Source organism: Flavobacterium sp. NPDC079362 (assembly GCF_050267765.1).
In the GTDB taxonomy this organism is placed as follows: Bacteria; Bacteroidota; Bacteroidia; order Flavobacteriales; family Flavobacteriaceae; genus Flavobacterium; species Flavobacterium azizsancarii.
Genome location: NZ_JBNNFM010000011.1, coordinates 78,149 through 99,691 on the forward strand (window position 1 = coordinate 78,149; position 21,543 = coordinate 99,691).

Sequence of the window (21,543 nt, forward strand, 5' to 3'; positions counted from 1 at the left end):
TTTAGTTGTGCTCAGCAATAACGGTAATATTCATTCCGGCTCTTAAAAAATCAGCGTGTTTATCAGTCTCTTTCAATTGAATACGAACCGGAATTCTTTGTTCGATTTTTACGAAGTTTCCTGTTGCATTATCCGGAGGCAATAACGAAAATCTCGCTCCACTTGCAGGCGATAACGAGGTGATGATTCCTGTAAATTCTTTATCATTTAAGGCATCGGCCTTAATTCTTACTTCCTGACCCACAGTTAAATATTGCAATTGTGTTTCTTTAAAATTGGCCGTAATCCATTTTTCTTTGCTTACTATCGAAAGCAACGATTGACCTTCTTTTACCATTTGTCCGGGCTGTAAAGTTCTCTTACCAACCCAACCGTCATAAGGCGCGGTAATTATCGTATAAGAAAGAAACAATGCTGCATTATCTGCCACAGCTTGTTTCGAAGCAATATTGGTTTGCATCGTAGGAACATTGGCCTGCGCCTGAGAAGTGCTTAAATTAGAAGACTGAATCCTGTCTCGCATTTCCTGAAAATGGGCTTGCGCCGATTCATAATCTGCTTTGACTTTCTCTAATTGTTGCGAGGTCGCTGCTTCGTCTTTTACCAAAGCCTGGTAACGTTCATATTCTAATTTTGTTTTCCAAAGATTGGTTTTGGCTGCAGCCAATTGCGATTCTCCAATTGCGGTTGAACTTGCTGTTGTTGCTACGTTTTTTTCGGCCACAACACTACTTTGTTTCGCGCTTTGAACATCGGCCAGCGCCACATTCAGTTTTGATTTGTATTCTCTGTTGTCGATGATTACCAAAGTATCTCCTTTATGCACAAACTGATTTTCATCAAAACGAACTTCCTGAACATACCCCGTAATTCTGGACATAATAGGCGTTACATATTGCTCGACCTGAGCATCATTGGTTTCTTCGTGATTTCTGTTGAATACATAAAACCAAATTCCTAAAATAATCCCACTTGCAACTAATATGCAGGCGATAATTGTTATTAATATATGAAACGTTCTGTTTCTCTTAGTTTCATTTTTTATCTTAACCATATACTTTAAATATCTATTTTCTTTATTCTTTTACTCTATTCTCTTGCTTCTATTCTCTTTCTTCTAAAACCTCTAAATCTCATTCGGCATTATTCCCGCAGTATGAAGCAATTCGTAATGTTTAAGAATAGCATCCAATCTGGTCGAAATCTTGTTGTATTTTGCCTGTAGTAAAGCATTATCAGCATCAACCATTTCAGTTATTAAAACCAGTTGATTGAGGTATTTTAGTTTTACGATTCGGTAATTTTCATTTGCCAGATCCAAAGCTTTATCTACCACCACAAATTTTTCGAGGATTTCCTGGTATTGGGTATGTTCTTTAAACAGCTTATCCTGAATTTCATCTTTTGTAATTTCAGTCTGCATTTTCTGCCATTCAATTTGTGTAGTCGCCTGTTCTACTTTGGTTTTGTTTTTATACAAAGCCGAAATATCAAAATGCGCCTCGATACCAATTTGTCCTAAAGTGTACAAATACGGATTTGGCGGAAAAAATTTGTAGTTAGGATAATAAAAACCATAATTCCCGAAAAAATTTACCGTTGGCAGATAATTTCCTTTAACCAACTTCAGCTCCGTTTTTTTGATATTTAATTCCTGACTTGCGATTCGCATTTCTTCGTTCTGAAAAGCTTTTTCTAAATAAAAATCATACGGATCCATACCATTCATTTTATCCATAGAAGCCGTAGTATCGATTGCCACTTCTTCATTTTCAGGAATCTGAATCAAAGTTTTTAAATCGTGCAATGCGATCTTTATATTTTTAGAATTTGTAAGCGAGTTCAATTCACGGTCCGAAAGTTGTAATTCAGCTCTGATAACTTCGTTTTTAGTTACTGTTCCGTGTTTTTGCAGGGACTGAACTTCTTTCAATCGGCTTTTTTCTTCTTTGATGTTTTCTTCAAAAATCTTCTGAAGCTCCATCATTTTGTAAATCGCCAGATAATTTGCTACCACTTCTAGCTCGATGTCATTTTGAGTCTTTTCGGTTTTTATTTTGGCAATTTCGTTTTCCTGATTGGCAATTTTAATCGCGTTGTTGATCTTATTACCGGCATAAATTGGCATTTTGAAAGTAGAATTGACCTGATAAATTTCAGGAATTGCCTTCGTTACTTCTTTACCATTCAGGAAACCGCTTCCTTTGAATTCTGTAATATTGGTAATTCTGGAGTACTCGCCGTTTAATTCGATATCCGGTAAACGAAGTTCTTTTCTTTCTTTGATGTTTTGCTCTGAAAGCGTAGTCTCTAATTGAGATCTAAGGATTTTTTTATTGTTTTCTTTAGCCAGTTTCACCGCTTCACTTAACGAAACCGAATGAATTTCCTGCGCTTGCAAACCATTAAATGTCAATACAATTAGAAATATCAACACGATTTTGAGAAAACAATCTTTTGTGGAATTTGTTGTTTTAAGGAACATGAATATTTTAAGATTTTAATACTGCAAAGTTCCTTCATTTTTTCGGTGACTGATAATTCTAAAAAGTCAATAACATATTCATTTCGGACAAATGTTAAAATTTTAATTTCCGAAAACGTTATATTAAAACACTGGAATGCAGCGCATTAAAAATATCGCATGATTTAAAGGTTTTACGCAGATTTAAAAAAGATTTAAGCAGAGTCTAGCAGATAATTATAAAAATAAATCGGCGTAAATCGGCGTAAATCTGCTTAAATCAGCAAAATCTGCGTGAAATATTTTTTTTAGCTCGCAGATTTAGCAGATCAAACAGATAAAATACATTAAAAAAATCTGCAAGAGAATAATTTTATTTGTCTTTTAAAATATTCTCACCGTTAAAGTAATCAGAAGGTCTTTGTCCGAGGAATTTAAAAAAAGTATTACTGAATGTCGGTACGCTACTATAACCTACTTCCTGAGCGACTTCTTTAACCGAAAGTTTTCTGTCAAGTAAAAGTTCGATCGCTTTTAGAATTCTTCGAATAGTATAATATTGAATGAATGACATATTAAGGTCTTTCTGGAATAAGCGATACAAAGAGCGTTCGCTATATCCAAATTGATGTGCAACCTCAGCAAACAAAATTGTTTCTCCCAAATTATTCTCTATATGCCTTAAAATTTTACTCAAACGCGGATCTTTGGGCTGTGGTAATTCTAAAGGTAAATTGGTCAGGCAAATTTGAGGCAATATTGCCTTGATCGCTTTGGCAATGGCAAAGTTTGGAGTTCCTTTTTTAAGATCACCATTCCAACGATTTGTAAAAAGCATCATTTGCAATAGTAAATTATTCACAGGATAAATACCTTCACTTTTATAAAATACGTCCTCGTCTTTTTCAACGGGAAAATACAAGTTACGCATTGTTACACTTTCTGACTTGGGATGAATACTATGTTCAACTCCCGCCGGAATCCAGATAAAATGTCTTGCCGGCAAAAAATAGGTTTTGGTTTCTGTAGTTACAAATACGACATCACCTTCGGCATATAGCATTTGCGCTTTATCGTGTTTATGTGTGGGAACAAGCAATTCTCCCATCAAATCATGATGGCAGTAAATGCTTTTTTTATCGGCATCTACTTTTTTGATGTAATACTTATCTAGTTTCTGACCGGAATGTTCCATTGAAGTAATTGAATATCTTTCTTGCGATATATAAATGTAGGGAAATTAAAAAAATTAAATCCCAATATTTTAAAATTCCAAAGCTGGATGAGATTCAACCGCAAAAAACGCTAAGTTTTTTAAAGTATGCTTTTTAGAAAATACAAAGTTCGCAAAGCTTTGTGTTGATCTAGCTTTGCGAACTTTGTGTTTTCTATACGTAAACTAAAATTAAATCTTAGCGAACTTTGCGGTTAAGCTATAAAAACAAAAAAGCCTTTCCGTTAAGAAAGGCTTCTTCCAATATTGCGGTCTGGACGGGACTCGAACCCGCGACCCCATGCGTGACAGGCATGTATTCTAACCAACTGAACTACCAAACCAACTGCGTTATTGTGAGTGCAAAAATACAACAGAAGTTGGATTATACAAGGGTTTTTATGAATTAAAATTAAAATATTTTTAATGAACTGATTTTAAATAAATTCCAATCTAATAAATTTCAAATTTCAATTGAATATCTACGAATTTGGGAAAGCCTAGAATTTTTAGTAAAGTTTTTTCGCACAATTTATCCATATTCTTTTTAAACATTACTAATGGTTTCGACAATTGAAACTTGATACATTATTTACCATCTCAATAATTCGTTTCCCAAGGTTAAAACCTTGGGCTATGTTTGAAATACTGTGAAGAAATTCAAATTGAAACCTCGGGCAATGACTAAAACACCAAAAGCACAAAACCAAAAAATCCGCAAAGCTTAAAAAAAAACTTTGCGGCCTTTGCGTAAATCTTAGCGCTCTTTGCGGCTAAACCTGGGCAATTGCTAAAATACCAATAAGCACAAAACCAAAAAATCCGCAAAGCTTAAAAAAAAACTTTGCGGACTTTGCGTAAATCTTAGCGCTCTTTGCGGTTAAACTCGGGCAATTACTAAAATACCAAAAGCACAAAACCAAAAAATAAGCAAAGCTTAAAAAAAACTTTGTGGACTTTGCGTAAATCTTAGCGCTCTCTTGCGGTTAAACTCGGGCAATTGTTAAAATACCAAAAAGCACAAAACCAAAAAATCCGCAAAGCTTTAAAAAACTTTGCGGACTTTGCGTAAATCTTAGCGCTCTTTGCGGTTAAACTCGGGCAATGACTAAAATACCAAAAGCACAAAACCAAAAAGTCCGCAAAGCTTTAAAAAAACTTTGCGGACTTTGCGTAAATCTTAGCACTCTTTGCGGTTAAACCTCAAAAACAAAAACGTCTTAAATCAAAAAAGCCATCCACAAAAGTGGAAAGCTTTTCATTGGTCTAACTACTAAACCAGCTACGAGTTACAAAGTCGTAGCAAAACAACACAACTAATCTTAGATACCGTATTTGGGCAAAAAAGCCTTTCTGTTAAGAAAGGCTTTTCCCAATATTGCGGTCTGGACGGGACTCGAACCCGCGACCCCATGCGTGACAGGCATGTATTCTAACCAACTGAACTACCAAACCTCTGCGTTATTGCGGTTGCAAAGATAGTACAGAATTTCATTTCTGCAAGTGTTTTGATAAAAAAAATTAAATATATTTTTAAATCTTTAGCCAAAGTTTTGTTTTTCAACTAAATATGTAGTCAATATTTTTTCAAAATTATCGCCCACATTGACCGGAACGTACTTAATTTGGTTCTTTGCACAAGTCAAAGCCAGTTTTTTAAAGTACTCCTCTGCCCTTTTTCCATATTCTGCTTTTACATTATCGGCAAAAATCGATACTTCTTCGCCAGATTCTAAGTCGATGAACTTTCTTGGTGTGTTATCAAAGTCAAATTTCAGCTCTGTTTCATTATCTACAACATGAAATAAAACTACTTTGTGTTTGTTGTGTTTAAGATGCTGCAAAGCATTAAAGAGCTTTTCATCATCTTCGGCCTGAAACATATCTGTAAATATAATGATCATCGAACGGCGATGCATTTTCTCTGCAATCTGATGCAGATACGTAATCGTATCGGTAGTTTTTTTGACTTTTGGCTGTTCTAATAATTGCTCCAGTTTATTGAGCAGCATTCTATGATGGCGATCGCTTCCTTTTTCCGGTGCATAATATTCGTAACTGTCTGAGAAAACACTCAAACCAACGGCATCGCGTTGTTTCTTTAAGATATTCATTAAAACTGCCGACGCTAAAACTGCAAAACCAATCTTCTTTTCATAAAAAGGCTGACCGGATTTTAGTTCAGGATAATGCATTGATGACGAATTATCGACAATAAGATGACAACGCATATTCGTTTCCTCTTCGTAGCGTTTGGTGTACAAACGATCGGTTTTTGCAAATAATTTCCAATCGATATGTTTGGTACTTTCTCCTGCATTATAGACTTTATGCTCTGCAAATTCAGCCGAAAATCCATGAAACGGACTTTTGTGCATTCCGGATATAAAACCTTCTACAACCTGATTTGCCAGCATTTCGAGATGCTGAAAACTGGATACTTTCTCTATTTCCGATTCGATTTTCATTCGGTTTCTTTTTTAATATTTTGTGCGCGGTACAAACCGTCTGTCGCCTGCAACAGCTTTCGTTTTAATATCGGACTAAAATTAGGGTTTTCTTTTAAGAATCGCTGTACTTCATCAAAAGCATATTTCGACGAATATTTCCCAATAGTATTATTCAACCAATCTTTCGGGAAGAAAATATCTCCCGTTCTCTGAATTTCTTCGACCAAATCTAATGAAAACCGGATATATTTTTGAGCACTTTCCTGACGTAAAGGATGATTGATATTCGCCAAACCTACAGCAACCCAAGATTCTTTCTCTCTATTTTCGTCGTCTTTTAATGACTTCACAAAAGCATCACGAACCAATTCATCTTTGAATAAAGAAGGGAGTAAAAATTCAAATCGCTTTTGTTTGTCAGGATTTGTGATTGTAGTTTTCGCTTTATTCAGTATTTCTGTTGCTTTTTCATGTTTAAATATAGCCAAATTCATTGCCATATTGGTGTAATCGTCTTCGTTTAACTTTAAACTTTGAATCACGTTTTCTTTATTCCAGATCGCATACAATTTGGCTTTACCAGCATCTGAATACGCAATCGAACTAAACAAATTAAACAACGTCTTTTTGATATTACTTGGCAAATTAGCCTGCAAACGTTCGTATAAAAGGTCTTCCAATTGTTTTTGTGTTTTGTTTTGTTGCTTCTCGGTCAGGAATTTCCAAAAGACATTGCTCGTTTGACTGGTAATTATTTTCAGAACCAATTCGTTTTCTTCCTGCTGAATTCCTTTTAAGAAACAATCAAAAGCTTTACTTGGCTCAACATTTCCCGTTAAGGTATTTTCATAAATATTAATGTATGTTGAAGCTCTTGCTACCTCATCTTTCAAACTCAAAACAGATTCTATATTTCCGTCAAGCGGAAAAACACCATAACCATAACCATTATAATTATAAATGATACTCAACGGTTTTTCAAGTCCAAGAGCGTCTTTTAGCAACAGGTTTTTATCTTTTATATTGACATTGATCACTTTTACCTGATCTTTATAAACTAAACCAATATCAAAAATCTGAGGCCACACATTTGCTGATTTATCTTCGGCTTGTTGATTTATCTCAAAGCTCGAAATTCTGTTTTTAGCATCGTATTCTATTTTATTGGTAAAAATGGCTCTTCCTGATTTATTTACCCAAACTTCGCTCCATTTTTGCATATCAAGCGGCGTTTCGGCATCCAGAATTTCAACCAGATTATTCCAGTCGGCATTATCGTTGGCGTATTTTTTAATGTATTTTTCGATTCCTTTCTGAAAAGCTTCCTTTCCCATCGAAGCTTCTAACTGACGCATCATTATAGGAGCCTTATTATAAATAATAGCTCCATAAAGTGATCCGGCATCTTTGAGATTCGCCAAATGTTGTTTTATAGGATGCGTGCCTAACGAACGATCTTCCGCGTAAGCGTTGGGATAATGCGCTGTTAAAAATTGTAGATTATGATTGACTTTCGGGAAAATCGGGTTCATGATTTTGTCTGCCATAAAATTGGCAAAGACCTCTTTCATCCAGACATCGTCGAACCATTTCATAGTAACTAAATCACCAAACCACATGTGCGAGGTTTCATGCGCAATGAGTTTTGCACGATCCAGTTTCTCGCTGTCTGTAGAGCTGTTATCCAAAAACAAGGTAGATTCTCTGTACTGAATCGCACCAACATGTTCCATTCCGCCATATTGAAAAACCGGAATCGAAGCAAAATCTAACTTTTGAAAAGGAAATTTATAATTGGTATATTTTTCTAAAAAGTCTACTGATTGTTGGTGTAAATTAAAAATAGTATCCACACTTACTCGAAATTTATCTGCATTGTTTTCGCGATACAACATCGTCATTTCACGATTTCCAGGTTTCTGAGTTACGCTTTTGAATTTTCCGGCAACAAACGAAAACAAATATGTGCTCATTTTATCTGATTCTCCAAAAGTATAACTTATAAAATCTCCTTTTTCAACTTTCTTTTTCACATCGGCACCAGCCAAAACCGTCCAGTCTTTAGGAACCGTTAAACTCAGTTTATAAGTCGCTTTAATATCGGGCTGATCAAAACATGGAAATAATGTGCTCGCACGATCCGGAACTAATAATGTGTACAAGAAATCATCATTTCGGTTTAGAGATAAGTTTCCCGCTATAAAAGAAATTACAACTGTATTTTTTCCTAAAATCAAGTCTTTAGCAGGAATAACAATATGTCCTTTCTCATGAACAATAGCGATATTTTTGCCATTACCCTGAATTGATTTTATATTTGAAGTTTTTTCTTTAAAATCTAAATATAAAGGTTCATTTAAATCAGACAATGTAAGATTCAAAGTCAAATCTGACTTGATTTCCTGCTGTTTTTGCTGCGGAATTTCAAACGAAAGTCCATAAATTACATTAGAGATTTGATGTTTTCGGAAAATAGCCAATTGTTCTGAAACGCCGTTCTCTAAAACAAGATTTTCTTTTTGTTTCGATTGAGAAAAACCAATTGTGGTAAATATAAGAATACAAAGAAGGCTGTAGAAAATTTTCATTTTTAAAGGAATGTTAGATTTGTAAAAATAAAAAAAGTTAGCCACGAATTTCACGAATTAGCACGAATTAAAATTCTTTTTATCACAGATTACACAGATTAAAATGATTTTTTTTAAATCTGTGAAAATCATTTAATCTATGGCAAACTTTTTAAACAATATCAAAGTAAATAATTCGCGTAATTAGTGGCAAAAAAGCATAAAAAAAGTCTGACCATCGCCAGACTTTTTCCAAACATACTAATTCTAACTATCCAAAAATAAAATTATTCAGTTTGTTGAAATGAAAAGCTCGTGTCTCCAGCATAATAATTATTACTCGCATTCGTAGGAAAAAGACTTTCTGTTGCTGTACTTGAGATATAAGCATAACCCGTTATTGTAATATTTCCTGCCACAATTGGGTAAGTTGTTGCAGATCCGTCCGTTTTTGTTCTTTTAATCCAGTCATCACTATTTACTGTTAAGAAATATTCTTTGTCCTTAACTAACTGAATGGGAACGATCGTTTTTTCGAAAGGCATATTTGCTATCGAGACATTCATAGTTTCAGATTTTATAACTGTTTTGGTCGCCACATCCCATAACGTAATTCTTAAGTTGATGTTTGCGTCTGGGATTTTTGCAAAAAATGACGTTATTTTACCCGTTACCGTTGGCTTAAAACTGAAACCATATTCGTAGATTCCTGAGTTTTTCACATCTGTTGCTTTTTGGCTAAATCCTGATCCTGACAAATATAAATCAAGAGGATTTTCGGCATTATATACAATTGGTGCTGCTTTGTCATCATCACTACTACAGGAAATGCTTAAAACTGCAAATGTCAAAAGTGTGAAAATTATTTTTAACGTTTTCATAATAATCTGGTTTGGTTGGTTTTTATTGTAGTTCAATAGATTGAATTACTTATCTTGTTTCGAAGATTATTGTTGAATATTAAAATGTGCACAAACTTCTTCATAACTCATTTTAGAATAATCAAGTTTTGCCGTTTTTGCAGTTGCAGCAGCAACGCCTCCCGGAATTAGGATATAACGCCAGCTAAGGCTTGTTGGCAAATTCACTGTTCCTACTCCACTATGTGTAAATCTGAACAATTTAATTTTCTTGGCAGTAGAAATAGCCGTAATAGTATTGGTAGTTCCGCCGGCATTTGATGTATACGGCAAGGTAAAAGTTCCTGATCCAAAAGACATATACACCAGTATGGTTCCTTTTGCAAGAATATCTTCTGATAATTGTGGCGCATTAATAAAAGTAGACATTCCCGGCGCGCCGTCTATAGTTTCTGCAATTGCTACCGGAGCAGTTATCCATGCGCTATAAATAACATTTGCTGTTCCTGTTGCCCCAGCTGCTCCTGCTGCTCCTGCTAGTCCGTCAACTCCGTCGATTCCGTTTGTTCCGTCATCGCTGCTGCATGAGATTGTAGAAATTGCGACTAATAAAAGTGTGAAAATGGTTTTTGAAAATTTCATAATAATTTTGGTTTTAATAATTCATTAAATGGTTCTTATTTAATTCAATAGCGTTATTTTTGTAAAAGTCAAATGATAGTTAAAGAAGCTTCTTTTTATATGATGACTGAATTACGAGACAAATTTGCAGGATTAAAATCAACCGAAAAACCACTAATAGACCAACAACATTTTAAATAGACAGACGACATAAAACCCGAACCAAATGACCAAAAAATACACTTGTATTATTATCGACGATGACGAAATAGACAGACTTACGGTGTTATCGTTTGCCAAAAAGTTTCCTATTCTGGATATTCTGGGTGTTTTTGAATCGGCAGAAGATGCGCTTCCATTTATTGAAGAACAAAAAGTCGACATCTTGTTTCTGGATATTGATATGCCTGGTTTAAGCGGAATTGAGTTCAGAAAAAAAACGCTCGAAATTCCGGTTTGTATTTTTATAACTGCACATCCTGAACACGCTGTTGAAAGTTTTGAAATCGAAACATTAGACTTTATCGTAAAACCATTAAAACTCGATCGATTTGCACAAACCATAAGCAGGATTGAAGAGTTTATGGAGATCAAACTCAAAGCATCTCTTTTTGAAGCCAGTATTGGCGGTGATACGATTTATATTAAAGAAGGACACGAACAAACGAAAGTCAAATTGCATGAAATCTTGTATCTCGAAGCCTTAAAAGATTATACCTTGATTATCACCGATAAAAAAAGACATTGCGTTTTATCGAGTATTGGCAATCTTTTGAAAGAAGACCATTTTCAATCCTTCATTAGAATTCACAGAAGTTTTGCCGTTCAGAGACAATTTATTCAGAAGATCAATTCAACCGAAATTATTTTAAACAACAATGTCGCCATTCCGGTTGGAAGAAGTTATAAGGAAAACCTAAACCTGTTCTCATGAAAAAAATGGGGTTCTTGTTTTTGTCCCTCATCAGCCTGACTGTTTTTGCGCAGGAAGAACCTAATTTGGCACGATATAAAACTGTCGATCAAAAACTAAAAGTATGGTTAAAATATACCGACACTCTTTTAGAAAAAGAAGATTATGCGAAACTTATATCTGCTGCTCAAAAGGGAGTTTCACTTTCTAAAAACAATCCTGCTTATCTTAGTCGGTTTTATCTTTACACTGGAACAGCTTATGAATTCAGTAATAACCAATATGAAAAAGCACTGATCAATTATGAAAAATCGTGGAAATATGCTCAAAAATCCCATCATTTAAAAAATGAGACATCGGCTTTAATGCGCCTTAATTACATTTATTATTCCATTCGAGATACTGTAAAAGGAAAAGCCTTAATCAATTACATTAAGCAAATTCTTGACACAACCAAAAGTAATTATTCAAAAGCTGTGTTAAATGGAAGTTTAGCCGAATATTACCAAAATAATTCTAAGTATGAAACTTTTATTGGATATCAATTAAAGGCCATAACTTATAAAAAACTCCTTAAAAAAGACAAAATAAATTTAGAGAATATTGGAATTTCCTATTTGCAAATTGGGAGCTCCTATACAAGAATGAAGCAGTACAGCAAGGCAATTGAATATTTAAACGAAGCAAAACCTTATGTTAAAAATTCTCCTTATGTAAATGCTTTTTTATGCAATTATTACTTGCAGAGTTTTGTCGCATTAAAAAAACCAGATAGTATCCAAAAATACTACAACTTAATTTACACTTATCCAACCGCTAAAGATTCGCTTTTTCTTAATTTGAGTTTTGCCAATCGAAGTATGTCTGACCATTACATAAACGAAAGAAAAACAAACACAGCCTACAATTATGCTAAAAAAGCGGTTTTGCTTGGACAAAAATCAAACGATGAAGAAATTTTGATGGAAGCCAATGCCGTATTAGGAACAGTTTTGTATGAAAAAGGAGAATACAAAAAAGCTATCGAAACCTTAAAAAAAGCTTCAACAAATGCCCTGACCTACGATAAGGAATCCTTTGTAAATATTAATAAAAAACTATCTCAAAGTTATGCCGCATTAGGGCTTTGGAAAGAGGCTTTTCATTATAACGAAATCTACAGCAAATCTAATGACGAAATGATGCAGGAATCAGCAAAACAAAGTATTGCCAATGCCGAAGCACATTATCAAAACAAAAGCAAACAACAAAAAATCAAAAACCTTTCGACTCAAAATACCATCAAAAACATTCAGATTCAGCAAGCCAAAAAGCAGCGTTTCTACTTAATTTCAGGATTAATTCTCGTTGGCATTATTGGATTATTATTGTTCAGACAAAACCAAAACCGTAAAAAAACCAATCAGAAATTACAGCTTTTAAATCAGGAACTTGACGAAGCCAATAAAATAAAAGCAAGGTTCTTTAGTATCTTAAATCATGATTTAAGAAGCCCCGTTTCAAATTTAATTCACTTTTTACACCTTCAAAAAGAAAGTCCGGAATTGATCGACGAAGCCACAGCTTTACGAATGCAAACCAAAGTCATTACCGGCGCCGAAAATCTATTAACCTCAATGGAAGATATTTTATTATGGAGCAAAGGCCAAATGGAAAATTTCAAGCCTCATTTTAAAGAAGTTCAAATTTCTATTTTATTCGAAGAAACCCAGAAACATTTCTCAGGAATAGAAAATATCCATATTTCATTTGAAGATCCTCAAAACATCATCTTAAATACCGATGAAAATTACCTAAAAACCATCATTAGAAACCTAACCGGAAACGCCATAAAAGCACTCGATAAAACCCCAAACGGAAAAATAATCTGGATAGCCTGGCAAGAAAACAACCAAACTTATCTTTCAATCACAGATAATGGCAAAGGAGGAACTCAGGAACAATTCAAAGCTTTATACGACGACTCAGAAGTTATAGGTATCAAATCCGGTCTGGGATTGCATCTTATTCGCGATCTCGCCACCGCCATAAATTGTAAAATAGAAGTAAATTCTCAGCAAGATTCAGGAACTACATTTACGATAAAAGTTTGCCACGAATTACACTAATTTTCACGAATTATTTTTTTTTACACCCATTTTAAAAGATTTAAGCAGATGGAAACAGATTTATTAATAACTAATATCAAAAATAAATCTGCTTTAATCTGCCAAATCTGCGTGAAAATTTCATCAGTATCAAATAAATAATTTGCGAAAATTTGTGAAATTTGTGGTAAAAAAATACCACATTTTAATTCGTAAAATTGAATGTTAAGCTCAAAGCAATTCGCGCTAATTCGTGAAATTCGTGGCAAAAAAAAACCTTTAAAATAAAAAAGGCTTGACTTTCTCTTGTTTATTGTTTACGCCAATTTATTTAAACACATAGGGACATAGCTTTACATTCCGAAAAAAAGAATACACAAAGAAACACCTTTCTTTCAGATAGCTATGTGTGTTCACACAAATGAAATGCCTTTTTATTACATTAGAAAAGCTATGTTCTTATGTGTTTAAAATATGCTCAATTCAATTTTATTCCAATAAAAAAGGCTTGACTTTCGCCAAACCTTTTTTATATAAATCATAATCTTACGATTACAACAAAGCGTCTAAACTATCTGCGTAGGTTTGTTTCGGAGCAACTCCTACTTGTTTTCCTACTACTTCACCGTTATGAAAAACCAAAACGGTAGGTATGTTACGCACACCATATTTTGCAGCGAATTCCTGGTTAGCATCTACATCGACTTTACCAACAACTACTTTACCTGCGTATTCTTCGCTGATTTGGTCAATGATTGGACCAACCATTCTACAAGGACCGCACCATGCTGCCCAAAAATCTACCATTACTGGTTTATCTGATTTCAAAACTACTTCATCAAAAGTAGCATCTGTTATTGCTAATGCCATAATTTCTTATCTTTTAAAATTATTGTCTGAATTGTTTTCGTTTTCAAACTAGAGTACAAATTTAAAAATTAAATACTAATGAAACACCATTATTAAATTAGTTTTAATTATAAATGTATTGTCATTTATTATACGATTCCCATATTTTTTAAAAATAAGTTATACCTTACAACATATCCAAGGCCATATTTTTAAAATAACGTCGGTTTTTTAACTTATCTTTAATGATCCAGAAAATTTCTTCGAGATGGCATCAACTTTACTTCATATAAAAAACTTCTTTCAATCAGTCCACTTTAAAAAATATGCAAAGCGTTTTGGCTTTTTTATATTAGGACTTATTGCATTACTATTAATTGCGTGTGGCGGATTATCCATTTATTTCAACCGAAATAAAACCGAAATCATCGCCAAGATCAACACAAAAATCAACGAAAACATCAACGGAAAATTCCACATTGGCGATTTTCATTATAAGTTTCTAACCGGTTTCCCAAACTTTACTTTAGCCTTAAAAGATGTCGAGCTCAAAGACAATCAATGGGCAACGCACAAACATACTTTACTGAAAGCTAACGAAGTCGAAGCGCGTTTGAACATTTGGAGTTTATTGCACAACGAAATCAACATACATAAAATCCTCATCAACGACGCTGATATTTATGTTTATAAAGCCGAAAACGGTTATTCGAACGCCGATATCTTTAAACCTAAAAAGAAAAAAACGCCCGAAAATAAATCTGATCGAGAAACGACAATTGATGAAATCGACCTCAACGATGTTCATTTTATTCTTGACAATCGGCTTGGGCATAAATTGTTTGATTTTGATGTTGCGAGTTTAAATACAAAAGTAAATTATGACGGAAGCGATTGGCAAACCGATGTTTTTCTGGATACGCAAATAAAGAGTTTAGCGTTTAATACCGTACACGGCAGTTTTGCCAAAGAAAAAGAACTCAAAGGAACTTTTAATGTTTCGTATTCCTCCAAAAAAGAAAAAATTGATGTCGTAACCCGAAATCTAAAAATAGGAACAGACTCGTTTGACATTATCGCATTTTTTAATCTTGCCAAAGGAAATGCCCTTTTCGGAATCAATATTGGGACTTCTATTTTATGGCAAAATGCGTCGAATGTACTGTCTGCCAATATCAGCTCGAAGCTAAATCGCTTTAATTTAAGTAAACCTATCGACGTAAATTGCGATATAAAAGGCGATTTTAATGCCGAAGGAGATCCCAGAATTGTCGTTCAGGCGATCATAAAAGACAACGAATTGAGTATTCCGGACGGATTAATCAAAAAATGTAATTTTAAAGGAATTTTTACCAATAATTTTAAACCAAAAGACGGTTACAACGACGCCAATTCGGCTATTATCCTGACGAGATTTGCGGGCGAATACGAGAATATTCCGCTTACGATTCCCCAATTAGCGATTAACAATCTCGAAAAACCATTGGCAACCGGAAACGTAAGTTCAGAGTTCGATATCGAAAGACTCAACCAAATCAGCAACGACAAATGGATTCAGTTTACGGCCGGTCATGCAAAAGCCAACCTGAAATTTCAGTTTGATATAGTCGATTTGTACATTACAAAACCCCGTTTTATTGGTAAAATCGATGTCGATGATGCCTCATTTCATTATATACCAAAAAATGTTCATGCCGTAAAAACCAACATACATCTTGATTTTACAGAGAAAGCTTTGCTCATCAAACAAATTACTTATAAACACAATAAAAACACGATTTTCATCGAAGGAAAAATCGACAATTTCCTGAACCTCTATTATGATGCACCCGAAAGAATGATCGTAAACTGGAAAATCTATTGCCCAAATATCGACTTAAAACAATTTCTGGGCGTTTTGGCGACTTCTCAAACCACAAAAGTCACTGCCAAAACCGCCAAAAGACCAACGATTTCGAACCATTTAAGAACCGTAATCGACAAATGTTCTGTAATAATCGACATCAAAGCCGATAACATCAATTATAATAAACTAACCGCGACCAATACCACCGCAACCGTGCAAATGATCGATTCGAGATTGGTCATAAAAAACGGTTCGCTGCAAACTTCCGGCGGAAGCATCACGTTTAACAGCGAAGTAAAACCAAGCGGAAAAAACTTTGCCTTTAGCTCCAACGCGCAGGTAAATCGTGTAGATATTGCGAGTTTTTTAAAGTCGTTCAACAACTTTGGCGTTACGTCTTTTAACCCTAAAAACATCAAAGGAAAACTCAGCAGTCAGGCCAATGTAACCGGATTCATCAATAGCAATGGCGAACTCATCACCAATTCTATGCACGGCAATCTAACGTTCAACGTCAATCAGGGCGCTTTGTTAAACTTTGAACCTATCGTAAAAATTGGCAAGTTTGCTTTTCCGTTCCGCGATGTCGAGAATATTACGTTTAGCGATTTATCCGGCAATCTTAAATTGCGCGGAGAACAAATCGATGTCAATAATTTCACCATTAGTTCCAGCGTCTTAAACCTCGATGCCGAAGGTATTTATTCCTTTGGCCGAGGCACCAATCTCGCCCTCACCATCCCACTCCGAAACTCCAAAAACGACATCAAACTCGCCACCAAAGCCGAACGCGACGCCGTTCGCGACCGAGGAATTGTTCTGCATTTAATTGCACTTGATGGTGATGATGGAAAAATGAAAATTAAATGGGGAAAGAAGGATAAGTAATATTATTTGCAACACTTTCCCGACAATCTTGTCATTATAAATAAACAAGCAAACAATCGTCAATTCACTCAATTTTGTCAATTCCGAGGAACGAGGAATCACACTAAAAACTCAACCAATCTTGTCTATCACGAACTAAGATAACAACCACTAATTCTCCACAATCTTGTCATTCCGAGGAACGAGGAATCTCCGTAAGCAACTCGCCAAAGATTTGCTTTTTTGGAATTTGTAATTTTAAATATTGGAATTTCAATTTTCAGGAGCAATTTCCTGCTGTCCACTATATCTTTTGTGGCGAACCCCGCCACAAAAGGATGCCGTTCCCATCAGGGCTAGGGCTTTTGTTTTCATAAGAAGTTTAGAAATATTAATTAACGCCAGTCAGAAATAATTGGTGTTTTTTTTATGGAAGAAAGTCAAAACTAAAATAATATTGATTTTAAATTATTATTAATGAGGACAATTGTAAGCGGCTCAATTTTCGACTAAAAACTACATTTGAATCAAGCATGTTTTAAAATATTTTTTAGTAACAAAATCCATTATCAAGAAATGAAATATTTAGCAGAAATAATTTTCGGAAAAGATCAAGTTAGGAAATTTCATAATAATGAACCTTTAGATGATTTTGAAAAAATCATCAACTTAAAAAAGTATACTTTCGAAACTTGGGTAGAAAGAAATGCATTTTATAAAGGAATTGGCGAAGCAATGGGCTGGCTTGAATTTGAAGTAATCAAGGAATTCGAAGAGAAAGATGGTAAAGAAGAAAAAGAAGATGATGATAAATTTGATTATTGGGCATTCATTGAGAAATATTATCCAAAGTATTCTCATTGCAACAGCGTTTTGTTAAGTGACATTTTAACTCGAAAATTTTATGGAGAAGAAATTAGCGAAAGCGATGAAGAATATATTAAAGATTGGGATGTTAGAAACGAATTATTTGAAGTAGATAAAGAATTACTTTGTAAGGCTTTAAAAAACTATTTCAATATTGCTTATCCTGAAAATCTTAATTCTTAAAAATTAATAAGAATAGTTAATGTGATTATATTTCACTAATATTAAGCTTCATTACCAAATTAGAATTTATAAATCATTTATCGCATTATTAAAAAATGTCTAAAATCATAAATGTTACTTGTGCAATTATTTTAAAGGATGAAAAAATTCTCGTTGCGCAAAGAAATGAAAAAATGAAATTACCTTTAAAATGGGAATTTCCTGGCGGCAAATTAGAAATTAATGAGAGTGAAATAGACTGTATAAAAAGAGAGATAAAAGAAGAAATAAATATCAACATCGAAGTATTACAAAAATTGACAAATAATATTCATGATTATGGTACTTTTAAAATCAATTTAATTCCATTCTTAGTTCAGTATATTTCTGGTGAAATAAAATTAGCAGAACATAAAGATTACAGATTACTAGAAAGATCACAATTATTAAAACTTGATTGGGCAGAAGCAGATTTACCAATCGTTGAAGAATTTTTAAAACTTGAAATATGAACCAAGGATTATATGAAGAATTAGTTACCAAACTGATAAACTACAAAATAAACGAATTAGATAAAGATACATTTCAAATAAAAAAAACTTCAATAGACAAAGCCGAAGCCTCTCAATTATTATCACAACATATTGGCAAAGTCATCAAATATGCATTAGAAAATCTACCTAGACAAAAAGAAATTGACTTAATAGATAATCAAATAAAAATTTCGAATAAAATAATTCAATTTTTAAGAGATGAATTAGATAAAGCAGAATTTGAAGGTGATTTAATTGAAACAGAAGGAAAAATATTAAACGCTGTTTTTACAAAAGTCGATGCTCATTTTAAAGACTTAGATCTACATTTAAAAGAAATTACACCTTACACTAGGCTAATTCATAGCGAGCTTTTTACTGGAGGAAATGCAGGAACAACTTTAGAAAGCGAATTACGAAAAGAAATATTATCATCGGATAAAATTGATTTATTAGTTTCATTTATTAAATGGAAAGGTATTAGAATTCTTGAACGTGAATTAAGAGAATTTACAGAAAGAGGAGGAAAACTAAGAGTAATTACAACTACATATATTGGTGCAACAGATTCGAAAGCTGTCGAATTCTTGGCATCATTAGAAAATACAGAAGTTAAAGTTTCATATAATACAGGAAATGAGCGTTTACATGCAAAAGCTTATTTATTTCAAAGAAATACAGGATTTCATACTGGTTATATTGGTTCCTCGAATTTTTCTCGTTCAGCTTTAACCGATGGACTAGAATGGAATCTAAAAGTTACGACTAAAGAAGTTGGTCATATCATTGATAAATTTAAAAAAACATTTGAGGCGTATTGGCAAAATGCAGACTTTGAATTATACGATGAAAGCATTCATTCTGAAAAATTAGTTGATGCTCTCAAACAAGGTCGATTTTCAAAAGAATATACTTTTACCACGGCTTATTTTGATATTAAACCTTTTCCTTATCAAAAGGAAATTCTTGAAAAACTAGAAGTTGAAAGGAATGTTCATAATAGATATAGAAACCTTTTAGTAGCTGCTACGGGAACAGGGAAAACTGTAATATCTGCATTTGATTACAAGAATTTCAGGAACAATAATAAATCCTCTAAATTGCTTTTCGTAGCACATAGAAAAGAAATTTTACAACAAGCAAAAGCAACTTTTCAAGGAGTTTTAAAAGATAATAACTTTGGTGATTTATGGGTTGATGGAATTGAGCCGAATTCTAATGAATATCTTTTTGTCTCAGTACAAACTTTAAATAATAGATTAAAAGATCTAAACCTTTCTCCAGATTATTACGACTTCATCATTCTTGATGAAGCGCACCACGGATCGGCTTCAAGTTATAGACCTTTTCTAAATTATTTTAAACCTAAAGTTTTATTAGGATTAACTGCAACTCCAGAAAGAATGGATAATGAAAATATCCTAGATGATTTCTGTAATCGTATTGCAGCAGAAATAAGACTTCCTGAAGCATTAAACAAAAAACTGTTAAGTCCTTTTCAATATTTTGGAATTACGGATAGTATTGATTTGACAAATGTAAAATGGGAAAAAGGTAGATATGTAGCAAGCGAATTAACAGCATTATATACTAAAAACAATATTCGTGTTGGGGAAATAATTACAAATCTTAATAAATATCTAAATGACATAAATGATATTCGTGCGATCGGTTTTTGTGTGACCATTGAACACGCTATTTTTATGACTGAAAAATTTAATTTGGCAGGATTAAAAGCAAATTATTTAACCGCTAAAAATGCCAGTGAAAGAGACAGAATTAGAGAAGAATTCAAGAAAAAAGAATTCAATTATTTATTTGTAGTTGACATTTTCAATGAAGGTGTAGATATTCCTGAAATTGATACTGTTTTGTTTTTAAGACCAACAGAAAGTTTAACCGTTTTCCTTCAACAATTAGGTCGTGGTTTGCGTTTAGCAGAAGGAAAGGATTGTTTAACTGTTTTAGATTTTGTTGGAAACTCGAGACCAGAATATGATTTCGAAAGTAAATTCAGAGCATTAATTGGCAAAACAACAACTTCCGTTCAAAAAGAAATTGAAGATGATTTTCCTCATTTACCTTTAGGCTGCTCCATTGTTTTGGAGAAAAAAACAAAAGAAACAATTCTTGAAAACATTAAAAAAGCTACTTCATTAAATGTAAATCAATTAATTACTAAAATTATAAATTTTCAACATCAAACTAATTTACCATTAACTTTAAATAATTTTATTGAATTATATCATATTCCTATTGAAACGATTTATAAAAAAGATAGCTGGTCAAGATTATGTCAACGAGCAGGAATAACTGATGATTTTGAAAACATAAATGAAAAACAAATTTATTCTGCAATAAGTAATAAATGGCTTTCTACAAGTTCAACGAATTATTTCAACTTTATTCTTAAAATAGCAAAGCAAGGATTTAATATTCATCTTGATGATTTTAGTGCTAACGAAAAAACAATGTTACTTATGTTGCATTATGATGTATGGCAAAATCATGATTTATTTAAATCATTAGAATTGAGCATTAAAGCAATTGGGAAAAATAAAATTTTAGTTGATGAAATTATTGAAGTATTAGAAATATTAATTGATAGAATTGATTTCAAGGAAATAGAAATTAAATTACCATATGATCAACCACTAAGATTACATGCGAGATACACAAGAGATCAAATTTTAGTTGCATTTGGACTAAGTAATTTTGAAAAAAAATCTTCCAGTCGAGAAGGTGTGGCAGAGAATGTTAATTTAAACACTGAACTACTTTTTATTAACTTAATTAAATCAGAAGAAAACTTTTCTCCGACTACAATGTATGACGATTATGCAATAAGTGAAACTTTATTTCATTGGCAAAGTCAAAATTCTTCAAGACCCGATATTGGTAGAGGTTTATCCTATATTAAACAACAAGAAAATGATAAGAAAATTTTACTTTTCATCAGAGAAAAAGCAAATGATGAAAAGGGAAATACAATGGGATATGTTTTTATTGGAGAAGGCAATTTCAAAGAATATGAAGACCAAAAACCAATGAACATTAAATGGGAGTTAAATGAGCCAATGCCAAATTATCTATGGAAAGAGTCTGCGAAAATGTCGGTAGGTTAATGTAAAAACATGATAAAACATTCAATCCTAGAAACTCCAACTGTAATTAATCCGCCTATTAAACTTATAGATATTATTTACAATTGTCCTGTTTGTGATTACGAAATTGAGATAGACAT

General features: G+C 33.3%; 14 protein-coding genes and 2 tRNA genes. 6 read left to right on the top strand and 10 right to left on the bottom strand.

Going from position 1 to position 21,543, the window contains the following annotated elements; genetic code table 11:
* Nucleotide 1: 1 nt before the first annotated feature.
* The 9 genes from ACQKCJ_RS11890 to ACQKCJ_RS11930 all read right to left on the bottom strand — a co-directional run bounded on the left by ACQKCJ_RS11890 (nt 2) and on the right by ACQKCJ_RS11930 (nt 10,196).
* Nucleotides 2-1,054, bottom strand: coding sequence for an HlyD family secretion protein (locus ACQKCJ_RS11890; protein ID WP_271336297.1), 1,053 nt, complete (start codon nt 1,052-1,054; stop codon nt 2-4).
* Between the two features lie 72 nt (nt 1,055-1,126).
* The gene (locus ACQKCJ_RS11895) at nt 1,127-2,437 is read right to left on the bottom strand and encodes a TolC family protein (protein ID WP_271336296.1); all 1,311 of its coding nucleotides are present in this window, start codon (nt 2,435-2,437) and stop codon (nt 1,127-1,129) included.
* A gap of 400 nt (nt 2,438-2,837) precedes the next feature.
* Nucleotides 2,838-3,659 carry an AraC family transcriptional regulator gene (locus tag ACQKCJ_RS11900; protein WP_271336295.1) on the bottom strand — a complete coding sequence of 274 codons (822 nt, stop codon included), beginning with the start codon at nt 3,657-3,659 and terminating at the stop codon, nt 2,838-2,840.
* A 288-nt stretch (nt 3,660-3,947) separates the two neighbouring features.
* Nucleotides 3,948-4,021 (bottom strand) — tRNA-Asp (locus tag ACQKCJ_RS11905).
* 1,037 nt (nt 4,022-5,058) lie between these two features.
* Nucleotides 5,059-5,132 (bottom strand) — tRNA-Asp (locus ACQKCJ_RS11910).
* Nucleotides 5,133-5,218: 86 nt separating this feature from the next.
* Entirely contained in the window at nt 5,219-6,145 is a 927-nt protein-coding gene (locus tag ACQKCJ_RS11915) for a DUF58 domain-containing protein (protein ID WP_271336294.1), read from the bottom strand.
* A complete protein-coding gene (locus ACQKCJ_RS11920; protein ID WP_271336293.1) occupies nt 6,142-8,715 on the bottom strand; it encodes a M1 family metallopeptidase in 2,574 nt (857 codons plus the stop codon). Before ACQKCJ_RS11920 ends, ACQKCJ_RS11915 begins: the two co-directional genes overlap by 4 nt.
* A 266-nt stretch (nt 8,716-8,981) precedes the next feature.
* Nucleotides 8,982-9,575, bottom strand: coding sequence for a hypothetical protein (locus ACQKCJ_RS11925; RefSeq protein WP_271336292.1), 594 nt, complete (start codon nt 9,573-9,575; stop codon nt 8,982-8,984).
* A 66-nt stretch (nt 9,576-9,641) separates the two neighbouring features.
* Nucleotides 9,642-10,196, bottom strand: a complete 555-nt coding sequence (locus ACQKCJ_RS11930) for a hypothetical protein (protein WP_271336291.1) — start codon at nt 10,194-10,196, stop codon at nt 9,642-9,644.
* Nucleotides 10,197-10,401: 205 nt separating this feature from the next.
* Between ACQKCJ_RS11930 and ACQKCJ_RS11935 the strand changes: the two genes are divergently transcribed.
* Complete coding sequence (locus ACQKCJ_RS11935; protein ID WP_271336290.1) at nt 10,402-11,109, top strand: LytR/AlgR family response regulator transcription factor; 708 nt, start codon at nt 10,402-10,404, stop codon at nt 11,107-11,109.
* Nucleotides 11,106-13,196, top strand: coding sequence for an ATP-binding protein (locus tag ACQKCJ_RS11940; protein ID WP_427402086.1), 2,091 nt, complete (start codon nt 11,106-11,108; stop codon nt 13,194-13,196). The genes ACQKCJ_RS11935 and ACQKCJ_RS11940 overlap by 4 nt, the downstream gene beginning before the upstream one ends.
* A gap of 531 nt (nt 13,197-13,727) precedes the next feature.
* Here ACQKCJ_RS11940 and trxA read toward each other — a convergent pair.
* On the bottom strand, nt 13,728-14,045 hold the full coding sequence (trxA, locus tag ACQKCJ_RS11945; protein ID WP_041516662.1) for a thioredoxin: 318 nt from the start codon (nt 14,043-14,045) through the stop codon (nt 13,728-13,730).
* Between the two features lie 247 nt (nt 14,046-14,292).
* Between trxA and ACQKCJ_RS11950 the strand changes: the two genes are divergently transcribed.
* From ACQKCJ_RS11950 to ACQKCJ_RS11965, 4 genes are all read left to right on the top strand, one after another.
* Nucleotides 14,293-16,758, top strand: a complete 2,466-nt coding sequence (locus ACQKCJ_RS11950) for an AsmA family protein (RefSeq protein ID WP_271336287.1) — start codon at nt 14,293-14,295, stop codon at nt 16,756-16,758.
* Nucleotides 16,759-17,313: 555 nt separating this feature from the next.
* On the top strand, nt 17,314-17,787 hold the full coding sequence (locus tag ACQKCJ_RS11955) for a hypothetical protein (protein ID WP_427402087.1): 474 nt from the start codon (nt 17,314-17,316) through the stop codon (nt 17,785-17,787).
* Nucleotides 17,788-17,882: 95 nt separating this feature from the next.
* Entirely contained in the window at nt 17,883-18,278 is a 396-nt protein-coding gene (locus ACQKCJ_RS11960) for a (deoxy)nucleoside triphosphate pyrophosphohydrolase (protein WP_276598308.1), read from the top strand.
* The gene (locus tag ACQKCJ_RS11965) at nt 18,275-21,424 is read left to right on the top strand and encodes a DEAD/DEAH box helicase (protein ID WP_271336284.1); all 3,150 of its coding nucleotides are present in this window, start codon (nt 18,275-18,277) and stop codon (nt 21,422-21,424) included. Before ACQKCJ_RS11960 ends, ACQKCJ_RS11965 begins: the two co-directional genes overlap by 4 nt.
* Nucleotides 21,425-21,543: the final 119 nt, after the last annotated feature.